This window comes from Flagellimonas sp., assembly GCF_965233845.1.
GTDB lineage: Bacteria > Bacteroidota > Bacteroidia > Flavobacteriales > Flavobacteriaceae > Flagellimonas.
Window position 1 is genome coordinate 2,434,376 of record NZ_OZ247584.1, and the last position, 19,879, is coordinate 2,454,254.

18 protein-coding genes are annotated in these 19,879 nt (G+C 42.0%); 10 read left to right on the plus strand and 8 right to left on the minus strand.

The window, feature by feature from the left end:
- From ACO6S0_RS10720 to ACO6S0_RS10745, 6 genes are all read right to left on the minus strand, one after another.
- The gene (locus ACO6S0_RS10720) at positions 1-303 is read right to left on the minus strand and encodes a 2TM domain-containing protein (RefSeq protein ID WP_422348377.1); all 303 of its coding nucleotides are present in this window, start codon (positions 301-303) and stop codon (positions 1-3) included.
- Between the two features lie 41 nt (positions 304-344).
- The gene (locus ACO6S0_RS10725) at positions 345-623 is read right to left on the minus strand and encodes a 2TM domain-containing protein (RefSeq protein ID WP_422348378.1); all 279 of its coding nucleotides are present in this window, start codon (positions 621-623) and stop codon (positions 345-347) included.
- A 223-nt stretch (positions 624-846) separates the two neighbouring features.
- Complete coding sequence (locus ACO6S0_RS10730) at positions 847-2,190, minus strand: 2TM domain-containing protein (RefSeq protein ID WP_422348379.1); 1,344 nt, start codon at positions 2,188-2,190, stop codon at positions 847-849.
- On the minus strand, positions 2,187-2,810 hold the full coding sequence (locus ACO6S0_RS10735) for a tetratricopeptide repeat protein (protein WP_422348380.1): 624 nt from the start codon (positions 2,808-2,810) through the stop codon (positions 2,187-2,189). Before ACO6S0_RS10735 ends, ACO6S0_RS10730 begins: the two co-directional genes overlap by 4 nt.
- A gap of 4 nt (positions 2,811-2,814) precedes the next feature.
- A complete protein-coding gene (locus tag ACO6S0_RS10740; protein WP_422348381.1) occupies positions 2,815-3,234 on the minus strand; it encodes a DUF2141 domain-containing protein in 420 nt (139 codons plus the stop codon).
- A gap of 162 nt (positions 3,235-3,396) precedes the next feature.
- On the minus strand, positions 3,397-4,506 hold the full coding sequence (locus ACO6S0_RS10745) for a hypothetical protein (protein WP_422348382.1): 1,110 nt from the start codon (positions 4,504-4,506) through the stop codon (positions 3,397-3,399).
- A gap of 232 nt (positions 4,507-4,738) precedes the next feature.
- Between ACO6S0_RS10745 and ACO6S0_RS10750 the strand changes: the two genes are divergently transcribed.
- The 8 genes from ACO6S0_RS10750 (at position 4,739) to ACO6S0_RS10785 (ending at position 14,430) form a co-directional block, all read left to right on the plus strand.
- Positions 4,739-6,529, plus strand: coding sequence for a hypothetical protein (locus tag ACO6S0_RS10750; protein ID WP_422348383.1), 1,791 nt, complete (start codon positions 4,739-4,741; stop codon positions 6,527-6,529).
- Positions 6,530-6,785: 256 nt separating this feature from the next.
- Positions 6,786-9,185 carry a TonB-dependent receptor gene (locus tag ACO6S0_RS10755; protein WP_422348384.1) on the plus strand — a complete coding sequence of 800 codons (2,400 nt, stop codon included), beginning with the start codon at positions 6,786-6,788 and terminating at the stop codon, positions 9,183-9,185.
- Between the two features lie 4 nt (positions 9,186-9,189).
- Positions 9,190-10,035, plus strand: coding sequence for a DUF4249 family protein (locus tag ACO6S0_RS10760; protein WP_422348385.1), 846 nt, complete (start codon positions 9,190-9,192; stop codon positions 10,033-10,035).
- Between the two features lie 382 nt (positions 10,036-10,417).
- Complete coding sequence (locus tag ACO6S0_RS10765) at positions 10,418-11,188, plus strand: hypothetical protein (RefSeq protein WP_422348386.1); 771 nt, start codon at positions 10,418-10,420, stop codon at positions 11,186-11,188.
- A 55-nt stretch (positions 11,189-11,243) separates the two neighbouring features.
- Complete coding sequence (locus ACO6S0_RS10770; RefSeq protein ID WP_422348387.1) at positions 11,244-11,759, plus strand: nuclear transport factor 2 family protein; 516 nt, start codon at positions 11,244-11,246, stop codon at positions 11,757-11,759.
- Positions 11,760-11,784: 25 nt separating this feature from the next.
- The gene (locus tag ACO6S0_RS10775) at positions 11,785-12,549 is read left to right on the plus strand and encodes a hypothetical protein (protein WP_422348388.1); all 765 of its coding nucleotides are present in this window, start codon (positions 11,785-11,787) and stop codon (positions 12,547-12,549) included.
- A gap of 225 nt (positions 12,550-12,774) precedes the next feature.
- Positions 12,775-13,683, plus strand: coding sequence for a DUF4382 domain-containing protein (locus ACO6S0_RS10780; protein ID WP_422348389.1), 909 nt, complete (start codon positions 12,775-12,777; stop codon positions 13,681-13,683).
- Positions 13,684-13,824: 141 nt separating this feature from the next.
- On the plus strand, positions 13,825-14,430 hold the full coding sequence (locus ACO6S0_RS10785; protein WP_422348390.1) for an FMN-binding negative transcriptional regulator: 606 nt from the start codon (positions 13,825-13,827) through the stop codon (positions 14,428-14,430).
- Position 14,431: 1 nt separating this feature from the next.
- On the opposite strand, the gene ACO6S0_RS10790 is transcribed toward ACO6S0_RS10785, so the two are convergent.
- Positions 14,432-16,192: a type IX secretion system membrane protein PorP/SprF gene (locus ACO6S0_RS10790; RefSeq protein WP_422348391.1), complete on the minus strand. Its 1,761-nt coding sequence runs from the start codon at positions 16,190-16,192 to the stop codon at positions 14,432-14,434.
- A 308-nt stretch (positions 16,193-16,500) separates the two neighbouring features.
- On the opposite strand from ACO6S0_RS10790, the gene ACO6S0_RS10795 reads away from it, so the two are divergent.
- Positions 16,501-16,980: a GNAT family N-acetyltransferase gene (locus tag ACO6S0_RS10795; protein WP_422348392.1), complete on the plus strand. Its 480-nt coding sequence runs from the start codon at positions 16,501-16,503 to the stop codon at positions 16,978-16,980.
- Positions 16,981-17,059: 79 nt separating this feature from the next.
- Entirely contained in the window at positions 17,060-17,482 is a 423-nt protein-coding gene (locus ACO6S0_RS10800; RefSeq protein ID WP_422348393.1) for a DoxX family protein, read from the plus strand.
- An 11-nt stretch (positions 17,483-17,493) separates the two neighbouring features.
- Here the strand turns inward: ACO6S0_RS10800 and ACO6S0_RS10805 are convergent, their stop codons facing one another.
- Positions 17,494-19,656 (minus strand): TonB-dependent receptor, encoded by a 2,163-nt coding sequence (locus ACO6S0_RS10805; RefSeq protein WP_422348394.1) that lies wholly within the window; start codon positions 19,654-19,656, stop codon positions 17,494-17,496.
- Positions 19,657-19,879 lie beyond the last annotated feature (223 nt).

Sequence of the window (19,879 nt, forward strand, 5' to 3'; positions counted from 1 at the left end):
TTATCTCCATTTATTTTTACTTTCCTCATCTTCCATCAACTGTTTTATTTTTCGCTCTTCCCATTTTCTCCCAAAAAAGGGATTAAGGTCAAAGGTTTTGAGTGCGTGGAAGAAAACACCAATCCCCCATCCAAATGCTACCCATAAAAACCACATATAACCAAATCCGATGGTTAGGTAATTAATAAGGGCCAGAATAGAGACAACAACAACATAGGACCCTAGGTTACCATAGAATTTTTTAAGCTCCTCCACCCGTTCCTTTGCCCTGATATACTTGTTCTCTTTATTGAAATTGTCCATGTTGTCCAGTGTTTAGCAAGGTTTTTAAAGATAAGGATTCGTTAGAATTCGTTGCTGTTCATGTACTCCTTAATTTTTCGCTCTTCCCAGTTTTTTCCCAATATAGGATGGTATCCGCTGGCATTCATCCACTGAGCGATAAGGCCTATCCCCCAACCTAAAGCTGGAAAAAGCACCCAGGGAAAACTTGTGGTGTAGTAATTGACATACGCCAATATGGGGATCACAATACAGTAGCTGATTAAACTGCTGTAAAAACCTTTTAATTCTTTGACTCGTTCCTTGGCTCTCTCGTATTTAAAATCTCTATAGTTTTCCATTTGTTTTGTATTGATGTTCATCTTGTTTTGAATTACACTTCAAAATTCGGAACAAACAGTTAGGGTAAAAAAAGAGAAGGAGTCAATTGTTAATTAAGCGGGATGAGTTGTTGTTGGGGTTGGACATGAGATGTGAGATATGAGATATGAGATATGAGACGTGAGATGTGAGATATGAGATGTGAGACCCAAGAATCAAGACATTAGATTTTGGACTTTTATCTTAAAAATCCTCTTTCTCCATAAGTTCCCTGATCTTTCGTTCTTCCCAGCGCTTGCCCCAAAGCGGATTTGTTCCAAAAGCTTCCATTCCGTGCATTAAGAGTCCAAAACCCCAGCCCAGTGTTGGGAAAAAGGCCCATAAAAAATCCGTAGTCCTGAAATTGAGCCACCACAGGAAGGGTATAACAATGCAATAGGCCGTAAGGTTGGAATAGAAGTCCTTAATGGCCTTTACCCGTTCTTTTGCTTTTATATAGCGTTTTTCGGCAATATAACTCTGCTGAGTTTCTTTTACGCTAATGTTTTGGGTGAGCATGGGTAAGGCAACACTAAATTTGGATTTGGTTTTTCCAATTTCCACCGCTCTGTCCGTTAAGATACTATAGCGCTGCTTAATGTTCTGAAGTCCCACCCCACTGCTTTTTTTAACGACCTGTTTTTCCTGGAGATTATTACTTACAACCAAGTTTCCCGCCTTTTCTTCAACTTTGATATGCAAGGGCTTGGCCGCCGTGACCACATTGTGCTTCACCGCATTTTCCAATAGTAACTGCAAGGACAATGGAACAATTTTAGCTTCTGGAACACCGCTCTTCTCCGGAATATCGAAAACTATACTGTCTTCAAATCGCATCTTAAGCAACCTAACATAGGTACGGGCAAAGTTGAGTTCCTCGTCCACCGTCACCAAATCCTTGTTCTTTTGCTCCAAAACATATCGATATACTTTGGAAAGCGATGTGGTGAATTTTTGGGCCTGGGAAGGATCTTCCTCAATTAGGCTGGTCAACACATTTAAGCTGTTAAATAGAAAATGGGGATCCAACTGATTTTTTAGTGCATCGAAGCGCGCAGAAGCCGTTCCTGCAATAATTTTCTGCTCTTTGACCCTTTTTTCCTGCCAATTCCTATAGAAATAAAAGGCGTGGAAAAAGACGGAAATGACAATCGTAATTAATAGAGCTACCACATAATAAATGGCCCTTTCACCTGCAATGAAATCCTCCCAGTCTTTGCCTTCAAAACCAATATTGATTACGATTCTGATCCAGAAAATTCCAAGCATAGTGAGAACCACGCTGCCTAGTGCCCCTATAATCAAGCGGTATTTTGCGTAGCGTTTCCATACCACTTTGTGGTTCAGATAATCATAGTAAACCCCATTAAGCAAGCTTAGGACAATGGAATAGAATATGTAGTATCCTATCTCGCGTAAAAGGTCAATATCAAAAGATACCGACCCTCCCGAAAGTGCCCTAAGGCCAATAAATATTCCGGCAATGATCAACCCGATCAATATGGCCGTGGCCAATAACTTGCCGATATATTGTAATGATATTTTCATTCACCACATTGATTAAGAACAACCTCTGCCCGATCCTTACCCCAAGAAGGATAAAAAGGCGTATCATTGCTAAAATTAGCAAAAAGTTCCAAGGACTTTTCCACGTCTTTACAATAGGGGGTTACATCTTTGCCAAAATATTTGGCACTTCCCATATCCCATTCTGCTTTGGACAGCACAACGCGAGGGTTTTGAGGAGCCATGGCCAATGCTTGCTCATATAATTGAAAGTTCTTTCCAGAAAGCGTCATGCCATAGGTGGCACCATCATAAGCAATCCAAGCCGTATTGATCAGGGCTTCCAGAACTATCAGTTCAGGATTGTCTGGGGAAATGGCCTTTGCCAAATCCAAAAACTCCTTTGCCTTTTCCAACTGCTTGGACAGTTTTTCAAAATCTTTCTCCCCAAATGAGTGGATGGTATTGACATGGGCCACATAATAATGGGGGATCCAATTGTCCTGTTCCGCCATGGCAATCCGTTCAAAAAGATTGGAGGCTTCCGTGGGTTTTTGTTCGCCCCAAAGCTGAAATGCTTTTTGCATTCCGTTGGTATACCGATCTTGGGCGGTTGCCACACTGGTTACACAAATGACAAGTAGTACTAAAATCTTTTTCATGGTTTTATAGTTTTATAAGTTGCTGATTCGTTTTTTGATTGATGGTGAACTTGGCATCTTTCCACTCCGGAGGGCCATATTTGGCCGGAGCCTGATTACTACAGGCATAATTTTCCTTCGGATAAAATCCGAGGTATTTGTCCATTTTACCATTGTTGTTTTCATCATGATACACGGAAATACCATACTCTCCATAGGGAACATCATCGAAAACAAGCTCGCATTTGCCATCCACAATGGTGCTGCTTTTGCTTTTGAAGGTTTTTTCCAACCAATTCTGGGCCGAGTCGTATAGCCCAACCCGAAGCATTCCCTCATCACTTTCAATGTCTTGTATCTGCACCTTTAATGTGGCAGTGGACTGTGCAGAACCAATGAAGACCATACAGAGTATCATTCCAAAGCTTAAGATTGCTGATTTCATCACTTTTCGTTTTTATGATTTACACCCCAAAATTGGATCTAAGTCCTTTTGAAGCACAAAAAGAATGACTGAATTGTATGAATCAGGGGATGGATTGTAAGTTGGAATAAAAAACCCGATAGCTCAGCAAACTATCGGGCATACCAATTGAAAATATGAAAACTAACGTTGGCTGTAATCTTGATGGATGGCTTCTTCAAAAGCCTCCCAATGGGCATCTGTCATTCGCCGTGGGGTAAAAAGGCATATCCCGGCCGCACCATTTTGCATGGAAGTAGCAATGGCCGTTCCAATTTCCTCTGGAAGCAATCCATGGTTTTCCGGATCCTTTTCGCTGCCCTTCTTTTCAGGTTTTGGACAAATAAAGAGACCGCTGTACACTGGTGCCCCATTTTTTGCGGCGGCTACTTCCTCCTTGGTCATTTCACCGACCCATTCCGGGCCCTCTAAATAAAAATCATTGTAATTCATGGGATAAATGGCGTCCAGATTCCAGTTGTTCCACTCTTGTCGCACCAGTTTTTTAGAAATGGACGGTCCAGGAAATACCGCTGCATTGATTTTTTTATCCTTGGAATGTACTACCTCTGTAAGTCTGTTGACCATGCTAGTAATCAAGTCGTAGCGATATTGGAGCCATTCAGTTACCTGGGAAGGATCTTCCACTTCCTTTATATCGATTCCGGATTTTTCCTTGAAATCGGAAGTACATTGATCACAATAGCAGTAGTCAAATTGCGGGAACTCCCGATCCATGACCAATCCATATTTGTCCCACAGGCCGCGGGCCAAAATCACATCGGGAAACCGGATGTAATCCAAATGAATTCCATCAACTTCCTCTACTTCTGCTACGCTTCCATATAAATCGGCCAAAAAGTTGTAGACCCCTTCTTTGTTGGGACATAAAAAGGTGTAGTGCGAAACATAGGCAGGTTTATCAAAAGCGGATTCCCCATTACCGTTAATGGCATACCATTCCTTTTTTAACTTGGGATTTTTACCCTGTACCATGGTAGGAATCCATGTGTGGAATTCCATTCCCTCAGCTTTGGCCAGTTTGCCCACTCTCTTGTACGTAGCAGGATCATGCCCCCCATTGTACATAAGTCCGTCAATTCCCTTGGCTTTAAGATCTTTGAATTCAGCCGTAATTTCCGCATCGGTTGCATCTCCAGGTCCCCCAAGCCAAGCATACACGGGAATCTTGGGTTGCTCAGCGCATGATGCAAATAAAATGGTCATGATCAGTATCGGCAAAAGTCGTTTCATTATCAAGTTTTTGTGTTATTCGGCTTGAATTTAACCAAACTTTTTGGGTATTCATTTGATTCTTAGCTGAACGACATCGTCACCCATACGAACACCAAATTCGTCTATGCAAAATCTGTTCCGTCCATTCAAAAGGGGGTTTCATAAACCCAAACACCCTATCCGTCAAATGTGCGGCTTATATCTAAAAATTTACACCTAATATTCTTCCTTAATCAAAATCATGCATCCAATGAAAAAACTATCATTCATCCTATTTATGCTTTTCCTAGCTGCAGGAAGTATCCCAAATGCCCAAGCCCAGTTGGGAAAATTGGGCAAAAAAGTATCCAATAAGGTTAAAACCGAAGAGCGGAAGGCTAAAAAGGTTGTTAGCAACACCAAAAAAACGGGGAAACTACCCAAAACAGATGGGGCCACGGCACCTTCGGTCAAAACACGAACAACAGGGGATTCAACAAGTACGCCAACCGTTGGTCAAAATTCCCCCGCCATACCATCGGTATCAGGAGGCGGTGAAGCAGCCTGTAAAAACACGGAATCGTATTTTAAACTTGCCAGAAAGGATTTGGACAGAATAAGGAAACCCGACCCTAACGCTGAACCACTTTCGATTGCTGATATGAAAGGAGTTGTCAAGCGTGTGGAAGAACAGTGGATTCCAAAGATTGAAACACGAGATCCTTCTTGTGACAAATCCAAATTGGAAAGTGAAGTACAAGAAGTCAAAGACCTTATTGAAGGTAAGAAAGCTGATGCTGCGTTTATTGCGGTAGGAACCTATAACACAACTGGGGTTTGGGAAACCGTGGAATTTGGTGCTATGGAATTTGAAAAGTTCACAAATAAGCAACTTATCAAGCTCAATGGACCCTTGGGAAACTTGGAGGGCCATTTGGTTCAAAAAGCAACGGAAGACAATCCTGAAGCGGTCGCTTTTGATATAGAAGGACTTGGCCAGGGAGTAATTCTTCCCCATAAAGATGAATCTGGAAACATTCCATATTATCAGATGGCGGTCATTCAAGACCAAAAACCTGTGGCCATAATACTCTTTAGCAACACCAAAACCAAGGAAGTGTTGGAACAAGCCATGGATCAACGTGCCCAAGAGCGGTTGGAAAAGGAAAATTTAGATCCTTTTGTGAAAGACAATTTGGGCAAAATTGTAATCTCAACCCAAGGGCCCATTTACAAAAATGGAAAAGTTGGAGGTAAGGAAGGCGCTCCAGTTGTTCCATTGACTACTTCTTTCGAACTGGGTCAAGGATTTTGGGTACGCGTAATCATGGACAAGAACAAAGTCCCTATGAAACACTTGGCCTTAACGGGTTACCCTCCTGCTGGGGAGATAGGTACTGCCATCAGAACCCGGATTTTCTTTGATGGTGAGGAGGTGGGACAAGATCTTTTGAGATGTACAAAACCGGAAGATGTTGAAATAGTCACCAACGCCACAAGTTATCGGGAAAAAGGTTTCGACCCCAACGGCGCTGCCCAAGATGCCTATAGGGAAGGTTTTGAAGGAATTTTTGCCAAAAATCCCAGTTATGGGGAACACATCGTAGAGTTTAAAAAATACATTGTCAATTACAATGTGATAAATACAGAAGCGGGTGAAGGTGAGGAGAAATTTCCGCTGGAAGTATTACTTGCAGAATCTGGGCCGATCAAGGTCAATATTACCGAAAATAGTTGGAAAGCTTTTTGCAATAGTGGCGAAAACAATTATGGCCCTACTACTGGTGTAGTTAATAGCTATTCCAAATCAATTTTGGCATTGGCTAAAAAGGAAGCTGCTAGATCCAATTGGAAAGAAACGCCATTTTCTTGCGGATACGTTGATAAATATGAAAAATATCATGAAGTGACAGGAGTCCACATGTATACTGTTTATAAAGGAGCTGTTAAATCAAGAATGCCCAATGGTTCTATTGTTGAGCAGATAATTCTGATGGCTAATGGAGCCTTTTATGGGGTGGGTTCCAATACGCATAGATACCTTCCCCCAAAATGCAATTAACCTTAGCAAGCAATTAAATATTTAAAGCTCCTTTTTGGGGCTTTTTTTATTTTCAAAATCTAGGGGTTGCAAAAAATCACAACAAGAAAAAGCTCTATTCAATTTAAAATCAAACAGATACCCAACTAAAAGAATTGTAAAGTCGAAAAATCCAACATTTAACATTTCCTTGATGCAACCCTTTCCTATCCACCCCTGTCCTTAAGGCAAACAAATCCTAAAAAAGGGATTTTCATAATTCATTAAATCAAAAAACATGAAACAAAAAACCGGAAGGCTTAGGCTGCCCTGGTTATGGACCGGACTATGTCTTTTAATGGGCGGTCTCACCATCCAAGCACAGCAAAATTTTACTATTAGCGGGAATGTAACCGACAAAATCAATGGGGAGACCCTGTTTGGTACATCCATTTTTTTGGAAGGGACCACCATTGGTGCCATTACCAATGAATATGGCTTCTATTCCTTAACCGCTCCAGCTGGAGACTACACCTTGGTGTTCTCCCATATGGGGTACAAAGAAATTTCCATGCCCATCCAATTGAACCAGAATTTAAAAATGGACATGGAAATTGAAGAATTCTCTACTCAATTGGACGAGGTGGAGGTAACAGCCGAAGAACCCGAAAGGGCCATACTTAGAAAACCTGAAATGAGCGTATCCAAGCTCAATATTAAAACGGTAAAGCAGATGCCCGTTGTTTTGGGCGAGGTGGATGTTATTAAATCCTTGCAGATTTTACCTGGGGTTACCAACAACGGTGAAGGTTCCAGTGGTTTCCATGTTAGAGGAGGTGCAGTGGATCAAAACTTGGTATTGTTGGACGAGGCCATTATCTATAACACCTCGCATATGTTGGGCTTTTTCTCCGTTTTCAATGCGGATGCAGTCAAAGACCTTAAATTGTATAAAGGAGGAATCCCAGCTAAATTTGGTGGGAGGGTATCGTCTGTTCTTGATGTGCGCCAAAAAGATGGTAATAGCAAGAACTTTGCGCTAACGGGTGGTATTGGGGCTATTTCCAGCAGATTGGCCGCGGAAGGACCTATGTTCAACGACAGGGGCTCTTTCCTCGTTGCAGGCCGTGGTTCTTATGCCCATTTGTTTTTAAAGCTGGCTGGGGAGCAAAACAGCGTGAGTTTTTATGACCTCAACCTCAAAACCAATTACAACCTCAGCGAAAATGACAAGTTGTTCCTTTCTGGTTATTTTGGACGGGACGTTTTTGAATTTGGAGGTTCATTCAGCAGTAGCTACGGCAATGCATCTGGAAACCTAAGATGGAACCACATTTTCAACGACCGACTTTTCTCTAACCTGTCCCTTATTTACAGTAAGTACGACTATGAGCTGTCCATTGACGATTTTTCCTTTGATTGGATATCCTCCATCAAAAATTACAATGCCAAGTATGATCTCAAATACTATTTCAGCGATGCCTTTAAATTGGATTTTGGGGTAAGTACCCTCAAATACGAATTTGATCCTGGGCAAATCAAACCTAAAGGACCTGATTCCGCCATTAATGAATTACAATTGGAGCAAAAAGCCGCACTGGAAAGCGCCGCTTACGTTAATGCAGAACATAAACTTACGGATAGGTTAACGGCCCAATATGGGGTTAGGTTTAGCCATTTTAACCGAATGGGCGGGCAAAAATTGTCCCTGTATGCCAATGACCAACCTTTGGTCTATAACAACACCCTGCGAATATATCAGCGTATGGACCCTATTGATGAGATTAGCTTTGATAAGGGCGAAAGCATCAAAACATTCTCCAATTTGGAACCGCGAGCTTCATTGGCATATCAGCTAAATGATTATTCCTCTGTAAAGCTTGGATATTCCAGAGCAGCGCAGTATATCCACTTACTTTCCAACACCTCATCGGTAACTCCATTGGACGTGTGGACGCCTAGTGGAAAATACGTCAAACCACAATTATCGGATCAATATGCATTGGGATACTTCCGAAACTTTAAGGATAAGATGTATTCGTTGGAGGCAGAAGTCTATTACAAAACCGTGGACAACAGAATAGACTACATAGATGGATCCGATTTGATTGGAAACAATACCATAGAAACTGAAATTTTAAATGGAGAATCCCGCGCCTATGGACTGGAGTTGCTAATGCGAAAAAATGAGGGGGATTTAACCGGATGGATTTCTTACACGCTTTCCAAATCCGAACAAAGAACGTTTGGCGGCAGCGCAGGTGGGCCCGGTATCAACAATGGGGACTGGTACAATACCCCTTTTGACAGAACGCATGACATTTCGGTAACAGGAGCCTACCGATGCAATGATAAATGGAGTTTTGGAGCCAATGCCATTTACCAAACCGGAAGACCGGTAACCTATCCTAATGGGCAATACATTTATGAAGGTATTTCCATTGCCAATTATTCCCAACGAAATGCGGACAGATTACCCGATTATTACCGACTGGATGTTTCGGCCACTTACAGACCCAATAAAAGGCCAGATAAGCGTTGGAAGGGTGAGTGGGTCTTTGGTATTTACAATGTTTTTAACCGAAAGAACGCGGCTTCCATCTCCTTTGGTCAAAATGTGGAGACCGGGGCCAATGAAGCAACCCGAACAGCCATCTTTGGCATAGTGCCTTCCGTAACCTATAACTTTAAATTCTAACAAAATGAAATCCTATTATATAATTGCATTGAGTGCATTGGTAACATTGACGGCGTCCTGCACGGATGTTGTTAAAGTGGATGTGCCGGAAGGTCCTATCCGGTTGACCATTGAAGCATCCCTGGATTGGGAAAAAGGAACTGCGGGTAACGAGCAGACCATTCTGTTGAGCAACTCCACTGCCTTTTATGACAATCAAACGCCATCCCCTGTAACTGGGGCACTGGTAACGGTTACCAATAATGATACTGGGACCATCTTCAATTTTGAGGACCAAAATGATGGTAGATACACCACTACCAACTTTGTCCCAATTCTTGAAAATTCATATACGCTGAATATTACGCACAATGGGGAACGCTATACCGGAACGGAAACCTTGTTCCCAGTCTCCGATATCTCCGAAGTGTTTCAGTCCAAAGAGGATGGTGAGGATGATGAAGCATTGGAGGTCAATGTTTCCTTTCAGGATCCCGAAGGCATAGAGAACTATTATTACCTACGTTTTCAAAGCAGAAACGATGTGCTCCCAGAGCTGTTCGATATCAAGGACGAATTTATAGATGGCAATGAAGCCACTTTCTATTACGAAAAGACAGAGGATGAGAGCAACAACATTAGGGAGTTTGAACCAGGGGATATTGTGGACATTAAGCTTTTGGGTGTATCCGAGGATTATTATAACTATATGCAATTGCTCATTGAACAATTTGACAGCGCAGGTGATCCATTTAGTGCAACCCCGGTTGCGCTTGTTGGAAACTGTATAAACCTGGATGATTCCAGCAATGCCCCTTACGGGTATTTCAGGGTTACCCAAATGGTAGAGGACACTTTTACGTTTGAGTAGTTTTTTGGTTGGTGCAAATCCCAAGGTGCAAAGCTCTCTTTTGGCCTTGGGATTTTTTGTGCTACAATTCTTTATACTTCCACTGGACTATTCGGGATAAATTAGTATTCCAACCGTAGGAAAAACAGTTCTTTTTTGTCTCTTTTGACCAAGAATCCTCAATTTATTCTCTATTTAAGCCATTCATTACCAGATTTTTACTATATTAAAGAGTTGGGAATTTAACATTTACTCGTCCCCCTTTTTCCTTCCGTTCCCCTTTATAAGCAGACCCTTACTTGCAATTGTATAGGTGGACACATGCTGGTTGAAATTGTGCAAGTTGTAGCTTTTCATTCTTCGAGACTAATTCAACATAATAGCAACATTTAATTTCAACCTTATGAAAACACTACAAAAAAAGCTGTTTGTGGCATTGGCCGCATTCGCATTTTCCGGTTTGGCTCTAGCCCAGGAAAAAACCACGCAGGCCTATTGGGTCCATGAGGACCGCGTTAAGCCCTCCATGGTCATGGAGTATGAAAAAGTAAGCAAGGAGTTTACGGATCAGTGCAAAAAGCACAACATTCAAACTTTAGCTTGGATTTCCACCCAATCCGATGATTTTAGATATCTCTTTGTATCTCCCATCGATTCCCTTTCGGACATCTCTAAGGCCAATAAAGGATTTGGTACCCTACGGGATAAAATGGGCGAAGAAGCCTTTGACACCTTATTTGATGACATGGGCAAATGCTACGATGCCCATGGAGACTATGTCATCATCTTGGATAAGAGTCTCTCCTATATGCCCGACGGGATTACGCAAACCCCGGAGGGACAGGATTACCGTCGTTTCTACTATCTACACACAACGCCTGCTGGTATGAAAGGCATGAAAGAAGGAATGCAAGCCGTGAAAAAGATGTATGAAGACAAAGGTTCCAAAACGCATTACAGGGTATACCGAAGCGGTTTCGGAACCATGGGAAGCTTTTACATGGTGGCCATTGCAGCCAAAGATGGGGTAAGCTATGAAATGATGGGTGATGCCAATGAAAAATTGTTGGGGCCAGAAGCCCAGGCCATCTATGGGAAAGTCATGCAACACGTGACCAAAATGGAGGAGGTTACCGGAAAAATGAGGCCGGACCTTGCTTATTCCCCTAAGTAAAAATCCAATACCCTAGCGATAGTCGCTAGGTCTCTATTAACTAAAATCAACAACAATGAAAAAACTATTTGCATTGGGCTGTGCTATCGCCCTATTCGTATCCTGCAACCAAGGACCAGTCAGGTATACACAGTCCTCAGCTGAGATTGACACTGTAAAACAACTATTGTCCAACTATGATAGCAAAAGCTATGATACAAGTATGTATGCCGATACATCAAAAACACGCTACAATTCCTCTGATTTAATGTCCCCTTCAGAGACAATGGATTTTCACAAGGAAAACGACCCCAACTATTCAAGTCGAGGGTTTGCCGAAAAAGGACAGGAGTTTGAAATGGTGGTCACGGATGATGGTGAAACCTGGGTCAATTGCTGGTTGGAATGGCAGGGTACAATTGCTGCCAACGGCCAAGAATTAAAGATACCTGTACACTTGACCTATCGTTTTGTTGATGGAAAAATTGTACGGGAATTTGGGTATTGGGATCCAACCGAAGCTGTTCTAGCAATGCAGAAAATTGCTGCTGCGGCCAAAGCAGCTGAGGAAGAGGCGAAAGAATCAGAATAATTATACTAACATAAACCAACACACAATGAAAAAATTGATTTTAATTGCCCTGCTTTTACCTTTTATGGTATCCGCCCAGGAAGTTCAGGAGTATGGCATGTTCACCAATCTTATGCTCACGGCCAACCCGGAAAAAATCTCTGAATTTGAGGCGGGATTGGCAGCCCACAACAAAAAGTTCCATTCTGATGGAGCCTTCCAAGCCAATGTGTTTTTTGTAATGAGTGGCAAAAACTTCGGCAAATATGTCTGGAGTATGGGGCCCAATCCCTGGAGTTCCATGGATAATGCCCCAGGTAACGAAAATGGCCACAATGACGACTGGAATGCAAACGTGGCAGCCCATGCCCTATCGGATGCCACTGTGACCTATTGGAAGTTTGATACGGACCGATCCAATTTTACCAAGGATTTTAAGCTTAAAAACTTAGCGGTATTCATGTTGGACATCAAACGTTTTAAAGGCCGAGAATTTATGGGACTTTTGGATAAGGTTACCAAAGTATTCAAAACCAAAGATGCCGATTCGCAATGGGGCGTTTATTTTAATGAACTAAGCAATACGGATGGTCAGGACATGGCCTGGGTCAACTTTTTTGACAGTAGTTCTTGGATGGCCCAAGAGGATAAATTTCCCCAGTGGTACGAAGAAGTTCACGGGGAAGGTACTTTTATGGAGTTTTTAAAAGCTTTTGGGGATACTACACATTCCGATGTTCAAGAGCTTTGGGCCTTTAGGCCCGATCTTAGTGGTACCGACGGTTCAGTGCAAGCCGCCGATCGCCAGTAGGCCATAGAAGTAATGGAGTAGGGGCATGTAAATGCTCCTACTTTTTTGTGTCTTATTCATTAGCCTACACCTATTTCTTGCGATTTTGTAGGAATTGGAGACAAAGTGGTGGTAGTTCATCGAAATTTGTTCCGATTCCCAAGGAAATTGCGATACTCTTGGCATCTTTGAAGTTAGCACTAAGAGCTAATTTTCAATACGTTGCGTAATTTTAACCCCACAAATATGAACACTAAGCTTTATTTCCTGGCAATTTTGATGTTTACCCTTCTGATGGTAAGCTGCGAAAGTGAAACCAATCCGTATGCCAATGGCACGGGTAGAATAACCCTTCAATTAACAGATGCACCATTTCCATTTGAAATGGTGGCTGAAGCCAATGTAACCGTTTTCAAAGTTGAAGTGAGAAAGGTGGATGATGATGAGGAAACTGACGATAATGATGACAGTGATGAAGAGAACACCGATGGCTCTCCTTTTATTACCCTTATGGAAGAAGAAATTGAGATCAATCTATTGGAACTGACCAATGGCACCACTGAAATGTTGGCCAACGTTGAAGTGCCGGTTGGAACATACGATTTGGTTCGTGTTTATGTAAAAGGCGTAAATGTAGTCCTCACTGATGGAAGAACATTTGATTTAAAAGTACCTAGCGGAGAACAAACTGGGATTAAAGTCTTTGTGAAACCAAGTATCACTGTGGTTGGTGGTCTTTCTGCTGATTTGTTGTTGGACTTTGATGTCAGTCGTTCCTTCGTGGCCAAGGGGAATACAAAATCCGTTGAAGGCATTCACGGTTTTAACTTCAAACCCGTAATCAAAGCATGTAATCTGTCAACAGCTGGAACCCTTACCGGATTGATATCGTCCATGGAAAACGATGCCGATGTATTCTTGGAAGGTGCCCAAATCTCGGTGATGGCTGCGGATACTTTGAACACTTCTGGTTTCACAGATTCAGAAGGAAAATATACCATCATGGGATTGGAGGCAGGTACTTACCAAGTGTTCGCTGCTTTGGAAGGCTATATGAACAGTGATACCTTGGATGTGGAAATTGCCGCAGCCAACAAAACCATACAAGACTTTCAGTTGGAGAAAGTAGTTGAGGACGGAACGCCCAGCAACTAATCACAAAAGAAGATTCGGGAATAATAAAAAGCGGGATTGTCTCGCTTTTTTTGTTTTAAAGTTTGATTCAGAAATGTAACTTGCTTATGAAATCGAATTGCTCATTTGTTGGGCACTTTATAACTGAATACCTGACTTAAAATGTACATACCCCACTACTATAAGAACGAAAACCTCGAGGAAATCAAGGATTTTTTAAATCATAACAGCTTTGGAATCCTGGTCAACCAAGTGGATGGAAAACCATGGGCCACCCACATCCCGCTGGAATTGGATAGATCAGAAGAGGGCAAGGATGTTTTGGTGAGCCATATTTCCAAGGCTAATCCGCAATGGAAGTCCTTTGAATCCAATACCGAAGTGCTTTGCATTTTCAACGGGCCACATGCTTATGTATCCTCTTCTTGGTATCAGGAAGAAGAGGTTCCCACTTGGAACTATATTGCGGTCCATGTATACGGAAAAGTCAAAATCTTGAACAAGGACGAAACCATGGCATCCCTACATAAATTAGTAGACAAATATGAGAAGGGCTCAAAAAAACCACTCTCCTTGAACGACCTATCTCCAAAGACACTTCGCCAAGTGAATGGTATTGTAGCTTTTCAGATTGAAATCACCGATATTCAGGCAGCGTATAAGCTTTCCCAAACGCGACCTCACGATCATCCAAAGATTGTTGCCGAGTTATCGGAAAGGCAAGACCCTGGAAGTCAATACATAGCAGATCATATGGCGAACAATTGACCTATTCGTTGTCCATAAACTTGGTATCCGCCCAATTGGAATAACGTGGGTTGTCCACATGCATAATCCATAGCTCATCCTTATATTTTCCCTTCATTTGGGATTGATAAGCGGCATAGGCCTTTTCGTCTTGTTCATACTTGGCCAAGTAAACATAATTAAGTCCGTTATCCGGGTTTTTGAAGTATTTGGCATCCAATCCCCGTTTTTTAAGATCGGCCATGAAGCTCTTTAAATAGCCTTCGTTCTTGAACACATTGGCAACAATATAATGGCCCTTGCCTACCCCATCCAAGCTTATAAATTTCTCTATGGGTTTGTAAGCGCCTCCAGTGAAAGTTCGTTTGGGTTTTGCAACTTCCTTTGGTTTTTCAATATTTACGGCGAGGGTGGTATTTTCCATGGTATTGGCCAAAGAATCCAATTCTGTGTTTTTCGCAAGATAGAGCGTCTCGGCCATGGCCTCAATGTCTGGCCTCTTGTTTTCTGTCTGTCGCTTTACCATGCGCATGACCATTTCAAAACGCATTTCCAAATCGCGTTGCCTGTTATTTTCCAGAGAGTCCATCTTAAAGATCAGTTCATTTATGATGGCATAATTGTCCGCTTGTTGCTCCTTTAATTCCTTTACCTTGGCTTCCCAAAATGCTAAGTCTTCCTTATTGGTTGGACGCAAAGTAGTTTTGGCTTCCAACTTGTCCTTGCGTTTCTTTTTGCTTTCCTTGATGTCGGCCACAAAAGTTCCTTCAATGGGTTTTTGTTCTGGTTGCGAATCGGCCAGCAGCACGTTTCTAGACATGGTTGGAACAAAGGAGAAGGCAATGGAAACTTCATGGGTAACGCCCAAATGTGTCAGGTTTCTATTGAGGTTCTTTTCAAAATTATAGCCAAAAGAAAGTCGACGATTCAAGTTAAAACCCGTTCCTGCTGAAGCTCCATACAATTGATCATATCCCCCTTGGAGCCATCCCAATTTGGGAAGGTCCAAAATCAATCCTCCTCCAAAAATTGGGTCTTGGTTTGCCTCAAATCTGGCTCTGGCCAAAGGCAACAGGCGACCATCTTCAAAAATTCCAGCACCGTTCCTAAAGCTATGGGCAAATTGGATATGGCTCGAAAAGGTCTTTTCGTTGAACTCACTTAAAGACTTACCTGTTCTGATGTTATAATCCACCAAATTTTGGGCAAACACCCCAAAATCAAATTTTCCCAAAGAGAGATTTAATCCTGGTTGAAATGAGATAATCGAGTTCTGGGTGGCATCATTAAGGATGGGGTCGTCATCCAAAGCTACCGCTCGATCGGGATCAAAACTGCTTACATAGTATGGAATGTTGACACCAAAACTCAGGTTGCTCTTTTGTCCCAATTGTATGCCATGGGCGTAATTGGCCATAATCCCCAAATTGGAAATCACTCCTTCCTGCTGGTTATACAGACTAACACCCAAACCAACACGATCGTTGATTCGGCCACTATAGCTCAAAAAGTAGTTTTGGTTGTTATCGTTAAACTCTGCTCCTTGACTTCTATGAAACAAGTTTACATAGGATTTATCTTCACGAACTGCAGAAAATGTCGGGTTGATCAAAAAGCGATTGAACTTCAACAAATTCTGAAATGGCACATCGTAACTCACATAAGGGTTGCCATCCTGAGCGCTAAGCGTGCCGCAAAGCAAACAAGGTATCAGGAACGGAAATATCCAATTAAGGGGAAATGAATAGCTGCCTTTGGAGAATAGGGGTAATTTTACATCCATAGCCAAATGGTGTTTGTAGGTTAAAGATCCTGGGGAGCCCAGGTGCGTGTTTTTTGTTTGGTCTCATAGCAAGATTTGGGATACTTGTAAGAGTTTTACTATTAACTTAATTGTAATATTACGTATTAACTCGATAAAAAACCAATTTACTCGTTCAAATGCATGGTTTACACGATAATTAAACGCTCAACAGGTTAATAACGAGCGAATTACTGAAATATTCTGTGGTGATATCTCTTTCCGAATAGGATTGATTCTATTATTTCGCTGTAATTTTATCTAAACCTTGTTTATACCTTGGAATGTTTATGGATGAAATCATTGAAATTGTAGAATTCTCGGAAGCCTATACGTCTGCTTTTAAGGCACTTAACGAAGAATGGATCATTAAATACTTTAAAATGGAGGAAATGGACCGTATTTCCTTAAATAATCCCCAAGCTTATATTCTGGACAAAGGCGGTTACATTGGGGTGGCTTTGTTAAATGGAGAAGCTGTTGGTGTATGCGCCTTGATTCCCAGCACACGTGACGACTTTGATTTTGAGCTGGCCAAAATGGGCGTTTCCCCAAAGGCTCAGGGCAAAGGCATTGGCAAATTGTTGGGTTTGCACATTATAGATAAAGCCAAAGCCCTTGGATGCAAAAAACTATATCTGGAAAGCAACCGCATCCTTAAGCCCGCCTTGCAGCTATACCAAAAATTGGGCTTTACCGAAATTGTAGGTGCCTCCTCACCTTACCAGCGAAGTGACATTCAAATGGAACTGGACCTAACCAGTCAATAGGTCGCTTTCTTGGCTCCGTTAATTTTCACATCCCATTAAAAATGAGTACCTTAAAGATGTCATCATAAATTATAGAGCCATGGGAACCATTAAAAGATTGAACAAATGGGCCAATGCCCATACCTATTACCCCTTAGATCTTATTCGAGTAGCCTTAGGCGTTTTTCTTTTTATGAAAGGCGTTGAATTCATGACCAATCATGAGCAAATGGCGGAGGTAGTTAGACCCTTTCAGGAAATGCCCGGGGGCATGATCTTACTGCACTATATTGCCCCTGCCCATTTTGTAGGTGGATTTTTAATCGTAGTTGGTTTACTTACCCGATGGGCCGCCCTGGCGCAAATCCCAATTCTCTTGGGAGCCGTGTTAACCAATTTCTTGGGTGTAATGAACACGAACAATCTGGTATTGGCCACCATAACCTTGCTGGTCTGTATTTTCTTTTTGTTCTACGGTTCAGGGAAACATTCTGCGGACTATTATCTCAAGATGCAGAAATAGCCAGGGTAGATTTATAGGTTATCCAACTGGTTGCTTTTACCATCACTGCTGATGGTCCAAAAGAAACCGACAAAGAAAAATTGGTCTGCTGCTGGAGTAATGGCGCGCCTGTCAAAAATACCATCCACATTGGGAGCGTTGGCATACTGATAATCGCTAATGTTCTTGAATCCCAATACATTATTGACCGAAAAGTATAGGATCTTTTGTTGATCTATCAAGTAGGCCCAATTGAAGCTTAGATTATTGAAAGACTTCGTCTTTTCAGCTAAAAATTCTGGTGTGTTCGGATTGTTATAAGGCCTGCCCGACCCATAGGAATAGGATAGTCCCACCTGTGAGCGAAGCTTGGTGATAAAATATTTGGTTACAACGGACAAACTATGCTCTGGAGCAAAGTTGGGCGTAGCTCGCACTTCAAAGTTTCGATAGTCCCTTTCGGTGTTCAAATACGAATAGGAAATCCAATAATCCAATTGGCTTATGCTCTTGTTATCCCTCCAAAACACATCCAGTCCAGTAGCATAACCATTTCCGCTATTATCGAAGCTTGAGTTGAATTGTGGCATTTCCGTATCATATTTTATCAGGTTATCATAGTCTTTGTAATACGCTTCTGCCCTAAAAGTCTTTCCATCCCCTACCCTTTGATAATTCAGGATATAATGTGAGGTTTTTTCAGAACCAAGTGGCTGACCAAACTTAACCACCTCGGAAAGTGGGTTTTGATAGAAATCCCCATATGCCAATGAAAATTGACCTTTATCTCCCGGCTTATAGGCTAGGGAAACTCTTGGCATTAGCTCAAAGGCATTTAGTAAAGAGCTATGCTCTACCCTAGCGCCCAATTTCATGGCTAACTGATTGCTAAGAAAAATATCAGCTTCAGTGAAGCCTGCCCACAAACGATCTTGATACTCATTGTTGAAAGTGGTGTTTTCAGGCGTACTGAAAGTTTCATTGTAATTCATGGCAAAGAACTCCAATCCCATGTTGAGGTTGAACCTACTACTAAAGTTCTTGTGGGCTTTTACCTTTATGTGTGAAGCCGTTTCTTTGGTTTCGATGGCATTCTCCTGCAATCCAATGGAATTGGTATCCCAAGAAATAGCTGCTCCCGTAGTCAGGCTCCAATCGTTTTCAAAGTAGCGTTTATAGGAAGAATTGAAATATAAGTTGTTGTTCGTGAGCCCAAATCGGACAAAATCTTCATAATTGATGTCCTCTTGTTCTATGTCCAAATCGGCATGGTTAAACCCAGTATACAGTTTGAACATGCTTTTATTCCCCTTGCTTCTAAAGACAGCCTCCCCGGAAATGGATTCATAGGGACTATTCCATTCAACACCTTGGTCAGAAGGAATCAAGGCCTCATACGGGGAAAGATTGATATAGGAGGTGTTTATGCTCAAGGACTCATCCCCCCAGATTTTGGTATGTCCCACTCCCCCTCCAACAGACATTACGGATATATCCGTTTTATCCTGAACCGGAACATCCGTGGTGTTCAACAACAACACACTGGACAATGCCTGGCCATACTCTGCAGAGTATCCTCCAGTACTAAAGGTAATACCTTTAAATAGAAAAGGTGAAAATCTGCCACGGGTGGGAATGTTGTTCGCTGTGGCATTAAAGGGTTGAAACACCCGAAGACCGTCTATGAAAACCTGCGTCTCTCCTGCTTCGCCTCCGCGTACAAACAATCTTCCATCTTCATTGACGGTAGTAGTGCCCGGCAAAGTCTGCAAAGCCGCCACAAAATCCCCGGCTGCACCGGCGGTGGTAACAATATCCAATGGTTTTAACACGGACACCTTGGAGTTGTCCCCAGCCTCAAACGTTCCTGCGGTAAGTGTTACCCCTGTCAACGCATTTATGGATTCCGCCAAACTAATTTTCAAATTCGTAAAATAACTCACGTCCCCAACTTCGTAATGTGGGTCGTAGGTTAACATGGAAATTACCAAGGTTTGGGTTCCAGTTTCGGTGGTTTCAAAACTAAAAGAGCCATCTTCTCCTGTAGATGCACCGTCGTAAGTACCTTCCAAATACACATTGGCTCCTACAATAGGTTCATTTTTGGAATCGGTAACCAAACCTGATATGGTGGTCTGTCCCAAAAGAGTGGCCAGGTTACATAAAAAAAGAAAAAATAGCAGTTGACTTTTCATGACTGTTCGTTATTTGATGCCACAAAATTGTCACTGCGCCTTTTCATAAACCAATTGGCTATACCCAATTGTAGAATTTTAAGGACGAACTGAAGTATGCCCATCCTAGGGCAAGTTCGGACGCCAATGGCCCATATCAACCACTTAATTTTGTCTTTATTGGTTTTAACGTTAAATTTAAGTAGCTGTTAATCAACCTTTAAACCACAATCATCAAAAAGTA